Genomic DNA, 17,870 nt, shown 5'->3' with positions numbered 1-17,870 from the left:
TAATTTAAAGAAATTGATGAGAGCCCGATGAGTAACAAGGCCCCAAACCCTACCCACCAAGAGACGATCAATGTTCTGCTGATTTGCGGCGGTGGCGGCAGCGAGCACGATGTATCCCTCCGCACCGCGGATTTTATCCAACGGGAACTGGCGGGCGCAGGGGACATTAGACTCACCCGTGTCACCATGGACGCCGACGGTCGCCTGCTGGACGAACAGGGAATGGTGCAGGAGCTGCGTTCCGACAAGCTGCTGTACAGTGCCACAGGCAGCGCACAGCCGGTGGATTACGTAATCCCGGCGATTCACGGTTACCCCGGAGAAACTGGCGACCTGCAGTCACAGCTGGAAATTCTGGGCCTGCCCTATTACGGCTGTGGCCCGGAGGCGAGCAAGATCTGCTTCAACAAGATCACCACCAAGCTGTGGCTGACCGCACTGGGCATCGACAATACGCCCTATCAGTTCCTGTGCGCCAATACCGAAGAAGAGATCGCCAAGGCGCGGGATGCGCTAGCCCGCTGGGACACACTGTTTGTCAAAGCTTCTAACCAGGGCTCATCCGTGGGTTGCTACAAGGTAACCTCTGAGGAGGAGCTGGAGCAGGCGTTGCAGGAGGCGTTTGCGCTGTCTTCCTATGTGCTGGTAGAGAAGTGCCTGAATGTCCGTGAGCTCGAAGTAGCGGCTTACTCCTATGCGGGTGAGCTGGTGGTGACACCGCCCGGTGAGGTCTGTGCGCCAACGGATACGTTTTATAGCTACGAGGAAAAATACGCAGAAGGCAGCCGCGCGCAGACCCATGTGGTTGCCGAGGGATTGTCTGATGCGCAGCTGGGGTGGATTGCAGAGGCGTCAAAAAGAGCGTTCGTGGGCCTGCAGCTGAAAGACCTGTCGCGTATCGACTTTTTCCTCACCGATGACGGGGAGATCTACCTCAACGAGGTCAACACCTTCCCCGGTATGACCCCAATCTCCATGTTCCCCAAAATGCTGCAAAATCAGGGGCATTATTTTTGTGCTTATCTCAGTGCGCTAGTTCGAGCAGCCGTTACTTGAATTACTTTCAGTGGCGGTATCGCCACCTTCTCATCAACTTCTGGGAAATTTTCATCCAACGCTAACTCGCTTGTTGCATTGACTCGGAAAGCCAACCCTCCTGCCGTTTGCGCGAAAACTGTCCGCGCAAGAATTCCATCTGATCCCCGCGAATCCGCGCGCTATTGGTGAGCGCGAGGTATTCCGCCGCGTTGGGTGCAAATGGCAGAGCCAGCAGGTCCATTTCGATGTTCTCCAGCAGCCGGTTACCCTTGTGCTGGTTGCAACGGCGGCAGGCGGTAACGACGTTTTCCCACACATCCTTGCCGCCCTTCGAAACCGGGTGCACGTGGTCCCGGGTCAGCTCGCGAATGGGAAACCAGCTGCCGCAGTAGAGACAGGTGTGCTCGTCCCGCGCAAACAGTGCGCGATTGTTGAGCGGAGGCCGGGTGCGCGGGCGTGCCATACGGTCGCCGCCGCACGCAATGATCGCAGACAGGTCCAGCCTCGAGCGCTCGCCCTGGCGGTTAATACCGCCGTGAACTGTCTGCACCACACCGCCCATTGTCCAGGTCACCAGTTCTCGCACATAGAGACAGGCCGCCTCTTCCCAGCTCAACCACTCCAGGGGTTGTCCGGCGAGATTCAACCTCAGGATTTGCGCTTGCACGAGTCCACCTCCGGGTATTGCGAACGACGAAAAGCAAAAAGCCCCGCGGGATGGCCGACGAGGCTTTGAGGAAAAATTGGTAAAGAAATATCGGGAATGCGTTGAGCGAAATCGGGGAAAAACGTAAAGCTGGAGGAAAGCAGCGAAATTTGGAGGCGATGGAGGCTTGACCACCAATGGAGAAAAGGTGGTTGCGTCAGCAGTAGCAAGAGTACTAAGTTACTGAATGCGTCATCCTCCGCGGTCACAGTGTTGGACCGTCCTGTCCTGATTAAAGCGGAGGTTTGTTACGATTTCCAGATACTTTTCATGATAGTTTCCACATCGCGTCCAGATATTTTGTCCAGCGCAACAGAAAAAGTGAAAATAACAGCGAAAGAGAGTAGATCGAGGCAAAAAATGGCAGCAGGGAAAGCGGCTTGTATACACAGGAGGGGGCAAGTAGAAAAATCACGTCACTACGTTTTTCTACCTCATAACGTTCTATCGAACAAATTTTTGCCACCCCAAAACGTAAAACACCGCTCAGGCAATCCAGCCCAAGCGGTGCGTCTCACAGGATGGTGCCCAAATCCTTTCGGGCTGGCAGCGCGGTCTCCAATCCTTGGTGACCTGTCCTTGCCGCCGTTGCAATCCGTTCTCTGTCCTTGCAAATACATTATGGTCGAAAGAGAAAATTCGGGTAGTGGGAAAGTGCTGAAGTTGTTGTAAGAGATGTCTTACAAGCGCGTGACGGGCGTCACATTAAACCTGAATAGGTACTGGAGTAGGTACTGAGGAAGCGTTTGGCGCGTATCGCAACTGGTACTACCGTGCGATATTTCGCGACTTACTATAGTTACTTTTGTTACGAGATCAAGACGATTGTGGAAATTCAGTCGAGAAAAACGCCAACTTTTTATCGTCTGGTGGCTTTTGTTGCCATTGGCATAATTCTTCTCATTGGGGCAGTAGTGGCGGGGCTTGTACCCGGCGTCAATGTGCCATGGGGGCAACTGATTGGTGCCAGCACAGACGAGAAAACCGTAAAGCAACAGCTACAGGTCGCTTCCGGATACCGGCTGTATTTATTTAGCGACGAGATCCCCAACGCACGCTTTATGGCGGTTACCCGCAGCGGGGATTTGCTTGTTTCTCAACCCAAGCTCGGCCAGGTCAGCCTTTTACTGACCGACCGCAACGGTGATGGCAAAACAGACGGGCAGCGCGTTTTGATCGACGGCCTGCAACGCCCGCATGGCCTGGCGCTGTTTGAGGACTGGCTGTACATCGCCGAAAGCAATGGCGTAGGACGTGTGCCCTTTGATCATTCCGACGGACGCATTGCCGGCCGTTACCAGAAAATCGTTACCGGACTCGCCGATACGGGAAACCACTGGACGAAAACACTGGATTTGGGCCCCGATGGCTGGATGTATCTTTCCAGCGGCTCTACCTGCAATGTCTGCATAGAAAAAGACCCGCAGCGTGCAACGATCATGCGTTTTCGCCCGGATGGCAGCCATTTCCAGATTTACGCCACCGGCCTGCGCAACAGCGTAGGGTTTGACTGGTCCCCCAGAGATGGTGCGCTCTACGCCACCGACAACGGCCGCGACTGGCTCGGCAATGATTTTCCGCCGTGTGAGCTGAACCGGGTTGAACAGGGCGGCTTTTACGGCTGGCCTTTTGCCAATGGCGACCGCATTCCCGACCCGGATTTTGGCCAGGGAAAGAGTGGCGTAATCTCACCGGGAGAGGCCCAGCAAAAGATTGCCAACTCCATTCCACCAGTATTTGAATTTCGCGCCCACAATGCACCGCTGGGTATTCACTTCCTCAAAAGCCCCGAGCAGGCGGACAGTTACCGGGAATCCGCGCTGGTCGCGCTGCATGGCTCCTGGAACCGAGACATCAAGGATGGTTACAAGGTAGTAGCCCTGCACTGGCAGGAGAACGGCAGTATTCGCTCACAGGACTTTATGTGGGGCTTTCTTGGCGAAGACAAAACCACGGTTTACGGTCGCCCAGTGGACATCGCAGAGGACGTGCGCGGCAACATTTATATTTCCGACGATTACGCGGGTGCGGTGTACCGTGTTCAGCCCGGTGAGGAAGGTTCGGACAATGTTGATGCCCCGGTCACCAACCGCCCCCCGATCAGCGCTCCGAAAAAGCCCCTCGCCATCGACGGCGGCGCCGCACGCCAGGGCGCGCAGATTTACGAGCGCCGCGACTGTGTGCGCTGCCACGAAAACTTGCCGTTCAAGGACCTGAGCCGAAAATACACCCTGAAGCAGCTGGCGGACTACTTCGATACCCCTACCCCACCGATGCCAAACTATGGATTCAGCGACAGCCAAAAGCGGGCGCTGGCACACTTTCTGATGGAGCGGGAAATAAAGGGCAGCGGAAGGCAGCTGGAGAATTTTTTGCCCTGAAGGTGATGATGGGTTCACTGTGCCTCTGAAAACAGCCAACAGGTGCTCTACCGCCACAGGATCCCGAATGAATTACTGCCCCTTGGGGCGCTTCTGCAACTTGCGCTGCAGTGTGCGCCGGTGCATACCCAAGGCGCGTGCAGTGGCAGAGATATTGCCGTCGTGCTCGGCCAGTACTCGCTGGATATGCTCCCACGCCAGCCGATTTACCGACAGTGGCGCATTGGAGATCTCCGGAAGGTCGGTCTCTTCGGTATCGCCAGCCTGCTCTCCGACCAACGCCGCAATCAACTGCTCGCCGCCCGCAGGCTTGCACAGATAGTCGTCCGCCCCCAGTTTTATCGCCGCCACCGCCGTGGGAATACTCGAATAGCCGGTAAGCAGAATAATCCGCGCGCGCGGATTGGCAGCGCGCAGCGGGGCAATCAATTCCAGGCCGCTGTCGTGGCGAATCTTCAGGTCCAGCAGCGCGCAGTCGAATCTCTCGCGCGCGATCAGCCCCTGGGCATCGTCCACCGAGGCCGCCACGCGGGTATCAAACCCCCGGCGCGTCATGGCGCGCTCTAGCATATCCCGGGTGCTCTGCTCGTCATCGACGATCAGCAGGCGCTTACTCACAATAATGCTCCCTCACCTTCCGCTTGCGGGCTTTCTAATGCGTCCAGCGGCAACTCGATGGTAGCGATAGTACCCAGCTGATTCTCCCGCGCCGTTAGCACGAGCCTGCCGCCGAGTTGCGCCAGCGCCGTCTCACTCAGGATAAGCCCAATACCGAAGCCCTCAGATTCACCTGCGCTGCCAAGCCCGCGGCCACTGTCCACGACCTGCACGCGCAACTTATCGCTGCGCCAGTCCGCTTTGATCTGCACCGGCTCCCGATTGCCCGCTGCCAGCGAAGCGTCGAGGGCATTGTTCAGTACGTTAATCAGTGTCTGTTCCAAAGTCAGCGGCAAGCGAGCAGCAAGATCCGGCGGCCCCTGCTGCGCCAGGTCAAAACGGGCCTCCGGCCGCAGCAGTTGCCAGCGCTCCAGGCTGCGGTCAAGGAATCTGGCAACCGGCTGCGGTTCGTCACTGCCCTCAGGATCCCGCGCGCGGCTTTTTAGTTGCTCCAGTGCTTGCTTGCACAGGCCAACCTGTTGTTGCAGCAACGCCAGATCCTCCTGCATATCCAGCGACGCCTCCCCTTGCTGAGCCTGCAGTTCCTCCACCAGCAGACCGATGGTTTGCAGTGGTGACGCCAGTTCGTGGGCGGTACCCGCGGCAAGTGTGCCCAGGGACAGTACCTGATCCCGCCGCGCCTGTTCCTGGCGCAGCTGGTGCAGGTGGCGGTCGCGGCTGCGCAGGGTTTCCGCCATGCTGTTGACGAACCCGGCGATCAGTAACGCAGAAAAGGCAAATGTGGCCCACATGCCGATCAGGTGCTGATAAAAGTCAGTGCTGGTGTCAGCGGTATGCCCCATGCCATGCCCACCGCCATGACCGGAATGAGCACCCTGGCCACTGTCGACCCCGGGGAAAAAGGCCAACAGGCCGGTGTAGATGGCGATGCTGACCGCCGCCATCAGCCAAGCATAGATACGCGGCTGGGTGGCGGCGGCGATCGTGAGCGGTACCAGCAGATAGGTTACAAACGGGTTGGCCGCGCCACCGCTGAAGGCCAATAGCGGCGGCAGCCACAACCAGTCCATCAGCAGGTGACCAAAAAACTCAAGGCGGCCTATCGGCACGCTGCCGCGCGCACGCCACCCGCTGATCAGGGTCGTGAGCACCCCCAGCAGCACAAATGCCAGGGCGCCGCCGCTCAGGGAATCCGCCAGCCACAGACTGACGCCAATATAAGCGGACAGGGCAATGGCCCGCAGCGCGGTGAGGCGCCGCAGGTTAGTGATGATGGTCTTGTCGCCGCCTAACGGCGGTACTGAGGATGACACGGGCTTTCGACTCGGTGAAACGTTGTGCTGTGTATCGTACTGTCTATCGTACTCTCTATGGTGTCGCGGGGGCCGGGATTGGGCCAGTATCCACCTCACCGGGTTTACGTGCACGCTTCTTGCGACGTCCCGCCAGCATCACTCCGCCGACGGCACTGCTGGCAATCAGAAACAGCAACGTGGCAACAATCAAGTAATCCCGCACCTGCCGGCCGGTGAACGGCGTCAGGTGGTTCCACTTGTGCAGAAGAGAGAAAGACAGCCGCTCAGCGCGCTCGATTCCACGGGACTGGTCCACCAGCACGCCGGTGACCGGGTCAACAAACAGCATTCGCTTGTCCGCATCTGCCACATCCACTTGCCATACCGGCAGGCGCTTGTTGCGGAAGTCGTAGCCTGGGCCATAGCGGGTAATCAGCTTCACGCCGGCGATATCCTCAGGCTGAATACCCGCGAGCCGAGAAGCGAGTAACTTCGCCTGTTCGCGATCATCAAATTCGGCAAGTACCTGCCCGTTGCGGGCATCCACAAACAGCGAGCCCACCTCAGAAGGACGGCCGTCGAAGCGCTGGTTGCGACTGCCCGGCGCGGCGCTCTCCGCCGGTGCCAGCCCCACCCGGTAAAGCGGTGCATCATTCGCTCCGCTGATTAGCGACAAGCTGTTGACGGCGCGACCTTCGAGTGCATTTATCCACCCGAAGTCCGCCGTCAGGTTACGATACTCCCCGGCTTCGCCGAGGCGCAGCCCCTGCACCGGCTCCATCAGGGAGGATTGCAGCAGATGGTAGAAACCGCTCGCGGACCAACCCAGCAGGGGCAGCCACAGCAAATAACCCAACAGGCGATGGTAGCGGCGCTTGCCGTCTTTGATTTTCCTGTGCTTCAGAGCAAATACCAGCGCGATACCAGTCGTGGCAAAAGCAAACAGAGTCAGCATCAGCAGGCCGATCAGGATCAGGCGACCGTATTCCAGATCATCCAGCCAGGCGAAGGTGTGCAGCTGGCGGAACACGCCCTGCATCACGGTTTTGCTGCTGTCGGTCATGGATGCCATGGCGGCGGTTTCGGTGTGGATAAACAGGGTCAGACCGTCGTCGCCCCCAAACCGAATCCGGTATACCGGGAGCAGACGATTGACCGAGGGATAAGCATTATCGAACCCGGTCTGCAGCTGAATATCGGCAATCTCCTCTGCAGGGCGGCCGCTGTAATAGGCCGCCAGCCAGCGGGCCTGCTGCAGATCGCCATCGATAACTTCACGACCGCTGTCGAGATGGTAGTAGCGGCGAGGATCCGCATCGGAATGCGTGACCTGCAGCAGCGGCGCACCTAGACTCGGCACCAGTTTGACCACCCGCGCCCCACGGACTTTTTCCCCATCTGCCAGTAGCGCGGGCAGGTTGCCCAATTCAGAGGCCTTGAGGCTCACAGAGGGCGGGAAGAACTTGGCTGCGGAAGGGCCAAACCAGGCCATCATCGGATGGGTGATACCAGAGATGGCCCAAATCAGAATTCCCGCCAGCGCCCACCAGCCGAGTTTGCTGTGCCAGTCCAGCCACTGCTTTTTCAGGTTCATACTGCTCTCTTCCGATTGCGGTTTTTATTTGAATGTTCAGAAACGGTAACGCACACCAGCAAACAGGGACCGCGGCAGGCCCGGGCGGTAACTCAGGTCTTCGTCGCCCACCTGGTTGGAGGTGTAGGTGGAGTAGCGCTCGTCGGTGATATTCGACAGGCGTGCGTACACGGAGAGATCTTCATCGAAGTCGTGGGTGGCGCGCAGGTTGAGCAGCTCGTGGCCGGCATACTTCTGAGTGTTGGTCTCATCGGTGTAGTAATCGCCCATGTGCGACCACTCCAGCTCCATGCGCAGTCCGCTCAACCACTCCGGGGAATAGGCCAGCGTCACGTTGGCGAGGGATTCCGGTGCGCGGCTGATATCGTTACCCGCGAAGTTCAGGTTTTCGCTAACCATGCAAAAACAGTTGCGGTCAAACTGACTGAACACATAAGAGAAGTCCTCGTATCGCTGGCGCATGGCCGCGTAGGAAACACCCAGCTCCCACTGCTGCCCCACCGGGGCCTGCACGGAAACTTCCACGCCCTGATGACTGGTCTCACCGGCGTTGGTGGTCTTGCGATCGTTACCTTCGATGTAGCTAACGATGTCGTTTTCGGTGGTCATGTCATATATCGCCACCTCGTAGTTCACCCGCTCACCCACAATACCGCGCAGGCCGATTTCCTGGCTGACACTGGTCACCGGCTCCAGCTCGGTGGTGCCGTCAGAAGAGCCCGGGCGGAACAAGGTGCCCACGGTGGGCGCGCGGAAGGCGTGGCGGTAGCTGGCGTAGAGCTGGTGGTTTTCGCTGAGCTTGTACACCGCCCCCAGTTTCGGGCTCAGGTTGTCGTAGTCGCGGGACTGAGAAGCGGGGCGGACGTGGGAAGGATCGGTGTTGGGGGTATCCAGTTGATCCTCATAGTTCACTTCGAACACGTCGTAGCGCAGCCCCGCACTCAACAGCCAGTTTGCGGTGGGCGTGAACTCCGCGTGTACATAGGGGGAGACCGATGTCTGCTCTGCATCAAAGTGGTAGGTCAGCTCCCCGGTGCGCGCATAGTCCGTGAAGGTCTCGCCGTCTCGGGTGACTTCAATACGCTCCTCACGGTATTCCGAGGGGGTGTAGTCCGCATCCACACCAACGATCACCTCACCGCGGTCAAAGTCCCGGCGGTATTTAAGCAGCAGGCCATAGGAGCTGAACTCGGTATCACGGATATTCGGGTCGTAGGTCACCATCCAACTGGGCATCATCGCCATGGTGTTGTGACGCACGAACGGGGTAGCCGTGAACAGACTGTTTTCGCCTGGCGTGTAAGACAACTCGGAGGACAAGCGCAGGGCTTCCACTTCCCGGTAGCCAATATCGCCGTGGTAAAGATTCTTTTCCACATTGTTGCGGTAATCGTCCTCTTCCAGGCCGGAAACACCGCTCTGGTCGATGGTGGAGTAAGACAGCACCGTCTTGCTGCCCCAGCCCGCGGCAAACTGGCTATCCAGGCGGCCGCTCATTGACGTGCGAGTGTACGCCGCTTCCTCGCGGAAGCCCTCACTGGCAGTGCTGTTTAGATCCAGGCGGAAGGCGCTGTGTTCTCCCAATTTGTTGCCACCGGAGATGAGCGCACGCTGCCAGCCATCGGCACCCAGCTCGCCATTGATCGAGGCTTCGGCGGACTCCGGTGCCGCCTTGGTTACCGCATTGATCACACCGCCGATCGCATCACTGCCATACAGCGCCGATGCCGGACCCTTGGTGACTTCCAGCTGCGCGCTCTGTGGCACGTTGATTTCGTACAAGCCGTTGTGGTTGAAGAAACCGGTGGGGCGGGTGGGAATACCATCCTCAAGAAACAGGTACACCCCGGCCGTGGAGATCGGCTGGCGGATGGAGGTCATATGACCTTCCCCGCCCAGGTTGTTCACATGTACTCCAGCCACCCGATTGAGTGCATCCGCCGGGTGCGCGGGAGCGATGTGTTCCAACTGCTGCTCGCTAATGACGCCAACGGATTCCGCCAGTTCGGAGCGGGTCTTGGCCTCGCGGGTGGCGGTGACAATCACCTGCTCAAGGGCACTATCCGGAATGCTCCCGGTGTCGGCGGCGAGGCCAGCGGGAAACAGGGCAATGAGGGCAAGTGGGCGCAGAGACAAGACAGCAGAGCGAGACACAGCATCTTCCTTGTGAGCATATTTATCGATGGAGAAATGCTACCGAAAAAGCCGCGCGAGCAAGTGCGCCATATTGTCGCAGGCGGTCGCAAAGCCGAGCGACATTGACCACCTTATCCACAGCCGCTAAGGTTGCCCGCACTTGCAAGTCCCATCAGAGATTTCCCCCATGGCAGCCAAGAAGAAAACCGCTACATTCGAGAGCGCACTGGAAGAACTGGAACAGCTGGTAGAGCGCCTGGAAAGCGGCGATCTGCCGCTGGATGAGGCCCTGTCCGATTTCGAACGCGGGGTGAAGCTCACCCGCGAGTGCCAGCAGAAGCTGGCCAGCGCCGAGCAAAAGGTAAAGGTGCTGATGGAGGAAAACGGCCAAGTCCAGGAACTGCCGTTCGATGCAGAGGACGACCTTGCCGGAGATGCGCAGTAAGTGAGCACTTCCACTACCGCTGCTGCAGCCATGCCGTCTGGGCTGAAAGCGTTCCTGCAGACCTCGGGCCACCGGGTTGAACAGACCCTCCAGGCCGCCCTCTCAGACCATTCCGCCGCAGTATCCCTGTTTGCGGCAATGCATTACGCCGCTCTGGGACCGGGCAAGCGCCTGCGCCCGGCACTGGTGTACGCCGCCGCCCGCGCCCTGGGTGGCGATGCCGCAATCAATCTGAGCCATGAAGCCGCCGCTGCGCTGGAGTGTGTACACGCATACTCGCTGGTGCACGACGATCTGCCGGCAATGGACGATGACGACCTGCGCCGCGGCCGCGCCACTTGTCATATCGAGTTCAATGAGGCCACCGCGATCCTCGCCGGGGATGCGTTACAGTGCCAGGCCTTCGAGCTGCTGTCCGCTTCGCCCCTGCCCGCAGAGCTCAAGGTGCGGGTAATTGGCGAGCTGGCCCGGGCCTCCGGTGCGCGCGGCATGGTCGCCGGTCAGGCCATCGATCTGGCTGCGGTGGATCACACCCTCACCCTCGAACAGCTGAAGGAAATGCACCGCCTGAAAACCGGCGCGCTGATCGTCGCCAGTGCCAGAATCGGTGCCATGATCGGCGGTGCAGATGAAACACAACTGGCTGCCATAACTCGCTATGCGGAGGCGGTCGGCCTCGCCTTTCAGGTCCAGGACGATATCCTGGATGTCACTGCAGACACAGCAACCCTGGGCAAGACCCAGGGGGCAGACGCGGCCCGCAACAAGCCAACCTACGTATCACTGCTGGGGCTTGAAGGCGCCCGTACCAAGGCGAAGGAACTGCACGAGGAAGCCGGCCGCGCACTCGACGAGATGGCCGCCGGTGCCGAAACCACAGATACACGGGTTTTACAGCAACTCGCAGACTATATCGTCAAGCGAGCTCATTAACTGAGCCTCTTATCTCCGCCCCGGTTCCGAGCTGCTCCCAACTGCACCGCCGCACCAGGCCGGACTGCACTGTTGGCTCCCCAACCATAAATATTGCCCCGGAGACCTCCCCGGTCTCCAACTTTGCAACTGCCGCGACTCGCTCGACTCGGCAATCCCTTCTGTAATATTGCGCAACAACTGAAAAAAGTTAACCTGTATCGCGTCACGCCTTCATTTCATGGCGGCTTTCACCAATAAATGACTACTTTCCCGCCATTAGGGCAATACATTGACGGTAGCCCTAAAACTCTGCAAGATTTACCGCATAGAGCGCATTTTCATGACTATTTCACATGCGCAACAAAATAAAATGACGAGACAGCTGTCGAACAGAGCACCGCAAAAAGGGCCAGATAGCGGATAAAGAAAGAACGAATAAAAAAAAACCTATAAAAAAGGTGTCGAGTATGAAGCGATTCGTGCGCGCAGTTATTACCCCTGCAGCCGTTGCCATATTGACCGCAAGCCAGTGTCACGATGTGCTGGCAGAGCCTCTGACTGGAACCAAGCTGGTTGAGGCTTGCAAGGCCCACCTATCGGATCAGCAAAGCACTGGTGCATCCAGCTGCCAAGCGTTCATTTATGGTTACTTGTCTGCAAGCAAAGATATTGTTGCCGCAGAAGATCGCCCCTCTTCATTTGTTACCCGCGCCATTCGCACCCGTGCCAGCCGTCTTTCCGATGATGCAGAACAAAGGCTAAGCAGTCGCTACTGCCTGCCTGAATCCGAAAGCATGGAAACCTTGATAGAGAAAGTGGCAAGCGTTGAACAACCCCTGGCCGAAGACGCAACGGCGGATTCTGTCATGCTTGCGGTATTTGAAAATCACTTTCGCTGTAAAGATGTTCGCAACTAGCACTCCTCTACGGCCTACACCGCTGCGCTTGTTGCTCAGCAGTGTCCGTAAAGGTTTTTTCAAGACTGTGTAGTAGATCATTCATGCGTTACACCTTTTGTCTTTTCGCCGTTCTCGCCTTTATCTGGTTAACCAACTCTGGCCATTACACGCCTTTAATTCTCACGTTCGGATTGGCATCGATCCTGTTCGTTATTCTGATTGCCCGCCGAATGAAAGTGGTGGACCAGGACTCCCTGCCCTTGCAACTTTGGACCACCCTCCCCGGCTATTACATCTGGCTACTGCGCAAAATTATCGCCAGCAATCTGGAAGTCGCTGCGTGTGTCTGGGATGGGCTGTTTTCCGGTAGCTTTTCCCAAACCAAGAGCGCGTCCATCTCACCCTGCAGTGAGCGCATCCCTACCTCGCTGCGCTCCGACCTCGGCAAAGTACTCTATGCCAACTCTATTACCCTGACCCCCGGCACCGTAGCCATTGATATCGACAGTGACTCGGTACTGGTACACGCGCTTACCTGCAACGGGCTAGAAGAGCTCAAACAGGGCGAGATGGAACAGCGGATTTTTATACTGACCGAAAAAAACACCACCTCAAACCTACCGGCAGGGCAGGATAAACAATGCTGAACGCAACACTGATCGCACTGCTGGTGGTCATGTCACTCGCACTAATACGCGCCGTACTGGGCCCCACCATTCACGACCGCATTCTCGCGGTCAATATGTTCGGCACCAAAACCGTACTGCTGATCGCGGTGATCTGCTTCACCTTCGGTAAACCCGAGTTCCTGGATATCGCACTGGTTTATGCGCTGATCAATTTTGTTAGCGTGATTGGGGTACTCCGGTATTTTGAATTCCGCAACGAAGTGAAAGAACAGGAGGCTGCCCGTGATTGATTTACTACTGCATTACGCCAGCGGCCTGCTACTGCTTCTGGGTTGTTTTTTTATGCTGACTGGTGCCGTCGGCGTGCTGCGCTTCCCCGATTTTTATTCGCGCATGCATGCGGCGGGAGTCACCGACACGCTTGCCACCTTCCTGATCATCAGCGGGCTGATGCTGACAGCGGGTTGGAGCTTGGCATTGTTCAAGCTGGCATTAATCATGCTTTTTATTTTCTTTACCAGCCCCACGGCAAGCCATGCGCTGGCACGTTCGGCACAGCTGAGCGATCTGAGGCTAGCGCAGGTATCCGCCGAGGAAAATCTGGATGAGGCTCTTCAGGCGCAATCCTCCACCGCACAGGACAGTGAATTAAGCACCGAGGCAGAAATCACAGATGGCACCCGTGCCTGACCTGACTGGAACAGTCGCCATGAGAAGAAAGAGTGAACTAGCCGGGGAGCGAAACTGATGGACCTTCTACTGGATATCGCACTACTGGCGTTATTGCTCGTTACCGCCATTTCCATTGCCTGGATAAAAGACCTGTTTGCCGCCGCCATGCTTGCGGGTATTTACGGGTTACTTTCCGCAGGATTCTTTATGACCATGGGCGCGGTGGATGTCGCGTTTACAGAGGCGGCCGTGGGTGCCGGCGTTTCTCCGCTACTTATCCTGCTGACCCTTGGCCTGTGTGGCAGATACCAGCGCGCTGATCGCAACCGCGCGAAGATGGCAATCGCTTTAGTAGCAACCGTCGGCGCACTATTGATAACCGCCACCGCTGATATGCCATTTTTTGGCGACGCCAATGCGCCGGCACAGATACATGTAGCACCGCACTATATTCAACAGTCGATGGCGGAAATCGGCATTCCCAATATTGTCACCTCCGTGCTGGCCAGCTATCGCGGTTTCGATACGTTTGGCGAAGTGGTAGTGATTTTCACCGCCGGTCTCGGTGTTCTGTCCCTGCTAATGGCCAATGCATCGCAACCTTTTCAGCTCAATCCACAAGCAACCGTGCGTGCCCAGTCTCGGGACATAGTGTTGCGCGTGGTTGCCAAGGTGTTGATCGCCCCGATCATGCTGTACGCGCTCTATGTACAGTTCCACGGTGAGTACGGCCCTGGCGGCGGCTTCCAGGCAGGCGTCATTTTTGCAGTCGGATTTATCCTGTACGGCCTGGCATTCGGACTCGATGCCGTGCGTAAAGTGGCAAGTCACGGTCTTGTGCAACTGCTGTCCGCGGTTGGTGTTCTCGTTTACGGCTGCGTCGGCGTGGTGAGTATGGTCAGCGGTAAAAACTTCCTTGACTACGGCGCTCTGGCGGGCGACCCCATTGCCGGCCAGCATATCGGAATTATCGTCATTGAACTGGGCGTCGGCATCACCGTGGCCTCGGTCATGATCATGATTTTCTATCTGTTCTCGGCACAGTTGCAGCAGCGGGAAGTTGAGCTGCCTGCGGCTGCCCCTGACAACAATCCCGAGATGGATAACGGCAGTGGCGGACTGAAAACTTTAGAAGGGGGGGCCGGATAAGGTGTTACTGGCATCGCACTACAATTACTGGATCGTCATCGCGCTGATGATGATCGGCCTGTATATGGTCATCGCCCAGGGTAACCTGGTGAAAAAGATCATTGGCCTGAATATCTTCCAGACCTCGGTTTTTATCTTCTATATCAGCGTGGGCAAGGTGGACGGCGGCGGCGCGCCGATTCTGACCGAAGGCGAAACCCTCTACTCCAATCCGCTACCCCATGTATTGATTCTCACCGCCATCGTTGTAGGAATCGCCACCACCGCCCTGGCGCTGGCACTGACTATTCGTATCAAGCGCGCCTACGGCTCCATTGAGGAGCGCGACATTCAGGCTGCGGAAGATTTGCAGGAGCGCACGGCTACCCAGCCCCAGACGCAATCCCCTGCCGGTAAGGAGCAGTAAACCATGCTGGCACACCTCCCGATTTTGCAGGTGATCCTGCCACTGATGGCAGCGCCCTCCTGTCTGCTGATCCGCAAGTCCACACTGGTGTGGCTTTTTACACTTGCGGTGAGTTTTGCAGCACTGGCTGTCAGTGTGCTGCTGTTGCAACAGGTTTACGCAACCGGCCCCATTAGCTACCAGTTGGGCGGTTGGAATGCACCCTGGGGGATCGAGTACCGTATCGATCTGCTGAACGCCTGGGTACTTTTCATTGTCACCGCTCTCAGTACCGCTGTGCTCACCGCCGCACATACCAGTGTTACCCGGGAACTGGAACCCAACCGCCAGACGGTTTTCTACACCCTGTACCTGCTGTGCTTCGCTGGCCTGCTGGGTATCGTCGCCACCGGCGATGCATTTAACGTATTTGTGTTCCTGGAAATTTCCTCCCTGTCCACCTACGCACTGATTGCTCTGGGCAAGGACCGACGCGCGCTGTGGGCGGCCTTCCAGTACCTGATCATGGGTACCATCGGCGCCACGTTTATCCTGATCGGGATCGGCTTCCTGTATATGATGACCGGTACCCTGAATATGGCGGATCTGGCCGCACGTATTCCGCCACTCAGTGAATCCACTACCGTACTCACGGCCTTTGCATTTATTTTTGTCGGCATCTGCCTGAAGCTGGCGCTCTTCCCACTGCATTTGTGGCTGCCCAATGCTTACAGCTGTGCGCCATCCATTGTGACCGCGTTCCTGGCAGCGACCGCCACCAAGGTTGCGCTTTATTTACTGCTGCGCTTTACCTTCACTGTGTTTGGAGTGGACTTCTCCCTCTCGCACCTGCCCCTGGACACACTGCTGATCGGCCTCGGGCTGGTGGGTGTCTTTGCTGCATCCACCGTTGCCATATACCAGGCCAATATCAAGCGCATGTTTGCGTTTTCGAGTGTGGCGCAAATCGGTTACATGGTTGTGGGTATCGGCATCGGCACGGTCACTGCGCTGCAGGCGACCCTGCTGCACCTGTTCAACCACGCGTTGATGAAAGGCGGACTGTTCCTCGCCCTGGCAGGCCTGGTGTATCAACTTGGCGGCTGTCGTATAGAGCAATTTCGCGGCCTCGGCCGCACCATGCCGTGGACCATGGCGGCGATTGTGGTCGGTGGCCTCAGCCTGATCGGTATGCCGCTTACCGTGGGTTTTGTCAGCAAGTGGTACCTGATTTCCGCGGCCGTCGAACAGCAATTCTGGGTGGTAGCGGTACTGGTGGTGCTGGGTTCACTGTTGGCAGTGGCCTATGTCTGGAAACTGGTGGAGGCCGCTTATTTCCAGGCACCAGCGGCCGGCACTGAAGACGAAACAAAAGCGGAGGCCCCATTGGGGATTCTACTGCCGGCGTGGCTGCTGATCGCCGCCAACATTTATTTCGGTATCGACACCCGCTTGCCGGTAGAAGTGACTGCCGCAGCCTCGCAATTCCTGCTCGGAGGCGCAGCACAATGAACGAATCCAATCTTTTGCAACTGACCTTGCTGATTCCGCTGCTGGCGCTAGCTGGGATTCAATTGGCCGCACGCTGGGAGAATGTACGCGAGGCCGTTTCTCTCATTGCCGCCAGTGCACTGTTTGTAACCGTCACCCAGCTCTATCAACCCGTGCTGGACGGACAGACGATCGCCGTGCACTGGCTGGATATTCTGCCCGGGCTGGGGATCGCCTTTGCCGTCGAGCCGCTGGGACTGATGTTTGCACTGGTGGCCAGCTTCCTGTGGATCATCACCACCCTCTATGCCATCGGCTATATGCGCGGTCACGGTGAAAAAAACCAGACGCGGTTCTTCAGCCTGTTCGCCGTTTCCATCGGCGCGGTAATGGGTATCGCCTTCGCGGAAAACCTGTTTACCCTGTTTGTTTTTTACGAAGTGCTGACGCTGTGCACCTACCCGCTGGTAACTCACGCGGGTACCGACAAGGCGCGCCAGGGCGGTCGTGTCTACCTCGGTATTCTGCTGGGTACTTCGGTGGGCTTTTTCCTGCTGGCGATCATCGCTACCTGGTTACTGACTGGCACCCTGTCGTTCCAGCCAGGCGGTGTCTTCTCTCCAGATCAATTTTCTTCCGAAAATTCCGCCGTACTGCTCTCGGTATTGCTGGTGCTGTTTGTATTCGGTGTTGGCAAGGCAGCCATGATGCCATTCCACCGCTGGCTACCCGCCGCCATGGTTGCACCCACACCAGTCAGTGCACTGCTGCATGCGGTGGCCGTGGTGAAAGCCGGCGTGTTTGTGGTACTGAAGGTGTGTCTGCTGATTTTCGGCATTGAAACCCTGCAGAGTATTCCCGCAACCGGTTGGCTGCTCTACCTGGCCGGCGCCTCCATTTTGCTCGCATCGATCATTGCCCTGCGCCAGCAAAACCTGAAAAAACGCCTGGCTTATTCCACCGTGAGCCAGCTGGGCTATATCACCCTGGGCGCGCTGCTCGCCACCAGCGCCGGCATGACCGGCAGCGCGCTGCATATCGTGATGCACGCTTTCGGCAAGATCACCCTGTTCTTCTGCGCAGGAGCCATTCTGGTGGCCGCGCACAAAACTGAAGTCAATGAACTGCGTGGCCTGGGTCGGCAGATGCCGGTGACCATGACCGCTTTCCTGGTGGCCAGCCTGTGTATTATCGGCATTCCCCCCACCGGCGGTACCTGGAGCAAGTGGTACCTGATGCTCGGTACTTTTGAGGCGGAGCAGTGGACTCTGATGGCACTGCTGATGGTCAGTTCGCTGCTGAGCATCGCCTATTTGCTACCTATTCCACTGCGCGCTTTCTTTTCCAGTAATGAGCCAGGGGGGTCGACTGCAGGCGACTCTGCATTAACCGAGACTGCCGTCATCAAGGAGGCGCCCCTGCCTTCCCTGATCGCGCTCGGTGTTACCGCCGCGGCCTGCGTGTATTTATTGCTGTTCCCCGATGCGTTTTATCAGCTTATAAAAGCCGGAATCTGA

General features: G+C 57.6%; 17 protein-coding genes. 12 read left to right on the top strand and 5 right to left on the bottom strand.

Translation table 11 applies throughout. From position 1 onward, the window contains the following. Positions 1–27 precede the first annotated feature (27 nt). Complete coding sequence (locus LC059_RS11440) at positions 28–1,056, top strand: D-alanine--D-alanine ligase (RefSeq protein WP_226703983.1); 1,029 nt, start codon at positions 28–30, stop codon at positions 1,054–1,056. Between the two features lie 61 nt (positions 1,057–1,117). On the opposite strand, the gene LC059_RS11435 is transcribed toward LC059_RS11440, so the two are convergent. Beyond that, positions 1,118–1,705 (bottom strand): HNH endonuclease, encoded by a 588-nt coding sequence (locus tag LC059_RS11435; protein ID WP_226703982.1) that lies wholly within the window; start codon positions 1,703–1,705, stop codon positions 1,118–1,120. 953 nt (positions 1,706–2,658) lie between these two features. Between LC059_RS11435 and LC059_RS11430 the strand changes: the two genes are divergently transcribed. Next, positions 2,659–4,125: a PQQ-dependent sugar dehydrogenase gene (locus LC059_RS11430; protein WP_226703981.1), complete on the top strand. Its 1,467-nt coding sequence runs from the start codon at positions 2,659–2,661 to the stop codon at positions 4,123–4,125. 72 nt (positions 4,126–4,197) lie between these two features. On the opposite strand, the gene LC059_RS11425 is transcribed toward LC059_RS11430, so the two are convergent. The 4 genes from LC059_RS11425 to LC059_RS11410 are packed head-to-tail and all read right to left on the bottom strand — an operon-like array spanning position 4,198 to position 9,786. Continuing rightward, positions 4,198–4,743 (bottom strand): response regulator, encoded by a 546-nt coding sequence (locus LC059_RS11425; RefSeq protein ID WP_226703980.1) that lies wholly within the window; start codon positions 4,741–4,743, stop codon positions 4,198–4,200. After that, entirely contained in the window at positions 4,740–6,056 is a 1,317-nt protein-coding gene (locus LC059_RS18065; RefSeq protein ID WP_226703979.1) for a sensor histidine kinase, read from the bottom strand. Before LC059_RS18065 ends, LC059_RS11425 begins: the two co-directional genes overlap by 4 nt. Positions 6,057–6,111: 55 nt before the next feature. Next, complete coding sequence (locus LC059_RS11415) at positions 6,112–7,632, bottom strand: PepSY domain-containing protein (protein ID WP_226703978.1); 1,521 nt, start codon at positions 7,630–7,632, stop codon at positions 6,112–6,114. Positions 7,633–7,668: 36 nt separating this feature from the next. Then, positions 7,669–9,786: a TonB-dependent receptor gene (locus LC059_RS11410; protein ID WP_226703977.1), complete on the bottom strand. Its 2,118-nt coding sequence runs from the start codon at positions 9,784–9,786 to the stop codon at positions 7,669–7,671. Between the two features lie 169 nt (positions 9,787–9,955). Between LC059_RS11410 and xseB the strand changes: the two genes are divergently transcribed. The 10 genes from xseB (at position 9,956) to LC059_RS11360 (ending at position 17,870) form a co-directional block, all read left to right on the top strand. Next, a complete protein-coding gene (gene xseB, locus LC059_RS11405) occupies positions 9,956–10,213 on the top strand; it encodes an exodeoxyribonuclease VII small subunit (RefSeq protein WP_226703976.1) in 258 nt (85 codons plus the stop codon). Between the two features lie 30 nt (positions 10,214–10,243). Further along, on the top strand, positions 10,244–11,146 hold the full coding sequence (locus LC059_RS11400; RefSeq protein WP_226704121.1) for a polyprenyl synthetase family protein: 903 nt from the start codon (positions 10,244–10,246) through the stop codon (positions 11,144–11,146). A 449-nt stretch (positions 11,147–11,595) separates the two neighbouring features. Next, the gene (locus LC059_RS11395; protein ID WP_226703975.1) at positions 11,596–12,045 is read left to right on the top strand and encodes a Rap1a/Tai family immunity protein; all 450 of its coding nucleotides are present in this window, start codon (positions 11,596–11,598) and stop codon (positions 12,043–12,045) included. Between the two features lie 83 nt (positions 12,046–12,128). Continuing rightward, positions 12,129–12,674 carry a Na+/H+ antiporter subunit E gene (locus LC059_RS11390; RefSeq protein ID WP_226703974.1) on the top strand — a complete coding sequence of 182 codons (546 nt, stop codon included), beginning with the start codon at positions 12,129–12,131 and terminating at the stop codon, positions 12,672–12,674. Then, complete coding sequence (locus LC059_RS11385) at positions 12,668–12,946, top strand: monovalent cation/H+ antiporter complex subunit F (RefSeq protein WP_226703973.1); 279 nt, start codon at positions 12,668–12,670, stop codon at positions 12,944–12,946. Before LC059_RS11390 ends, LC059_RS11385 begins: the two co-directional genes overlap by 7 nt. Further along, positions 12,939–13,346 carry a monovalent cation/H(+) antiporter subunit G gene (gene mnhG / locus LC059_RS11380; RefSeq protein ID WP_226703972.1) on the top strand — a complete coding sequence of 136 codons (408 nt, stop codon included), beginning with the start codon at positions 12,939–12,941 and terminating at the stop codon, positions 13,344–13,346. The genes LC059_RS11385 and mnhG overlap by 8 nt, the downstream gene beginning before the upstream one ends. Before the next feature lie 57 nt (positions 13,347–13,403). Further along, a complete protein-coding gene (locus LC059_RS11375; protein WP_226703971.1) occupies positions 13,404–14,477 on the top strand; it encodes a DUF4040 domain-containing protein in 1,074 nt (357 codons plus the stop codon). A 1-nt stretch (position 14,478) separates the two neighbouring features. After that, positions 14,479–14,883, top strand: coding sequence for a cation:proton antiporter subunit C (locus LC059_RS11370; RefSeq protein ID WP_226703970.1), 405 nt, complete (start codon positions 14,479–14,481; stop codon positions 14,881–14,883). Between the two features lie 3 nt (positions 14,884–14,886). Next, positions 14,887–16,374: a monovalent cation/H+ antiporter subunit D family protein gene (locus tag LC059_RS11365; protein WP_226703969.1), complete on the top strand. Its 1,488-nt coding sequence runs from the start codon at positions 14,887–14,889 to the stop codon at positions 16,372–16,374. After that, positions 16,371–17,870 (top strand): proton-conducting transporter membrane subunit, encoded by a 1,500-nt coding sequence (locus tag LC059_RS11360; RefSeq protein ID WP_226703968.1) that lies wholly within the window; start codon positions 16,371–16,373, stop codon positions 17,868–17,870. Before LC059_RS11365 ends, LC059_RS11360 begins: the two co-directional genes overlap by 4 nt.

This window comes from Microbulbifer elongatus (assembly GCF_020524885.1).
GTDB classification, from domain to species: Bacteria; Pseudomonadota; Gammaproteobacteria; order Pseudomonadales; family Cellvibrionaceae; genus Microbulbifer; species Microbulbifer elongatus_A.
This window is presented reverse-complemented; position numbering and strand designations above follow the sequence as displayed.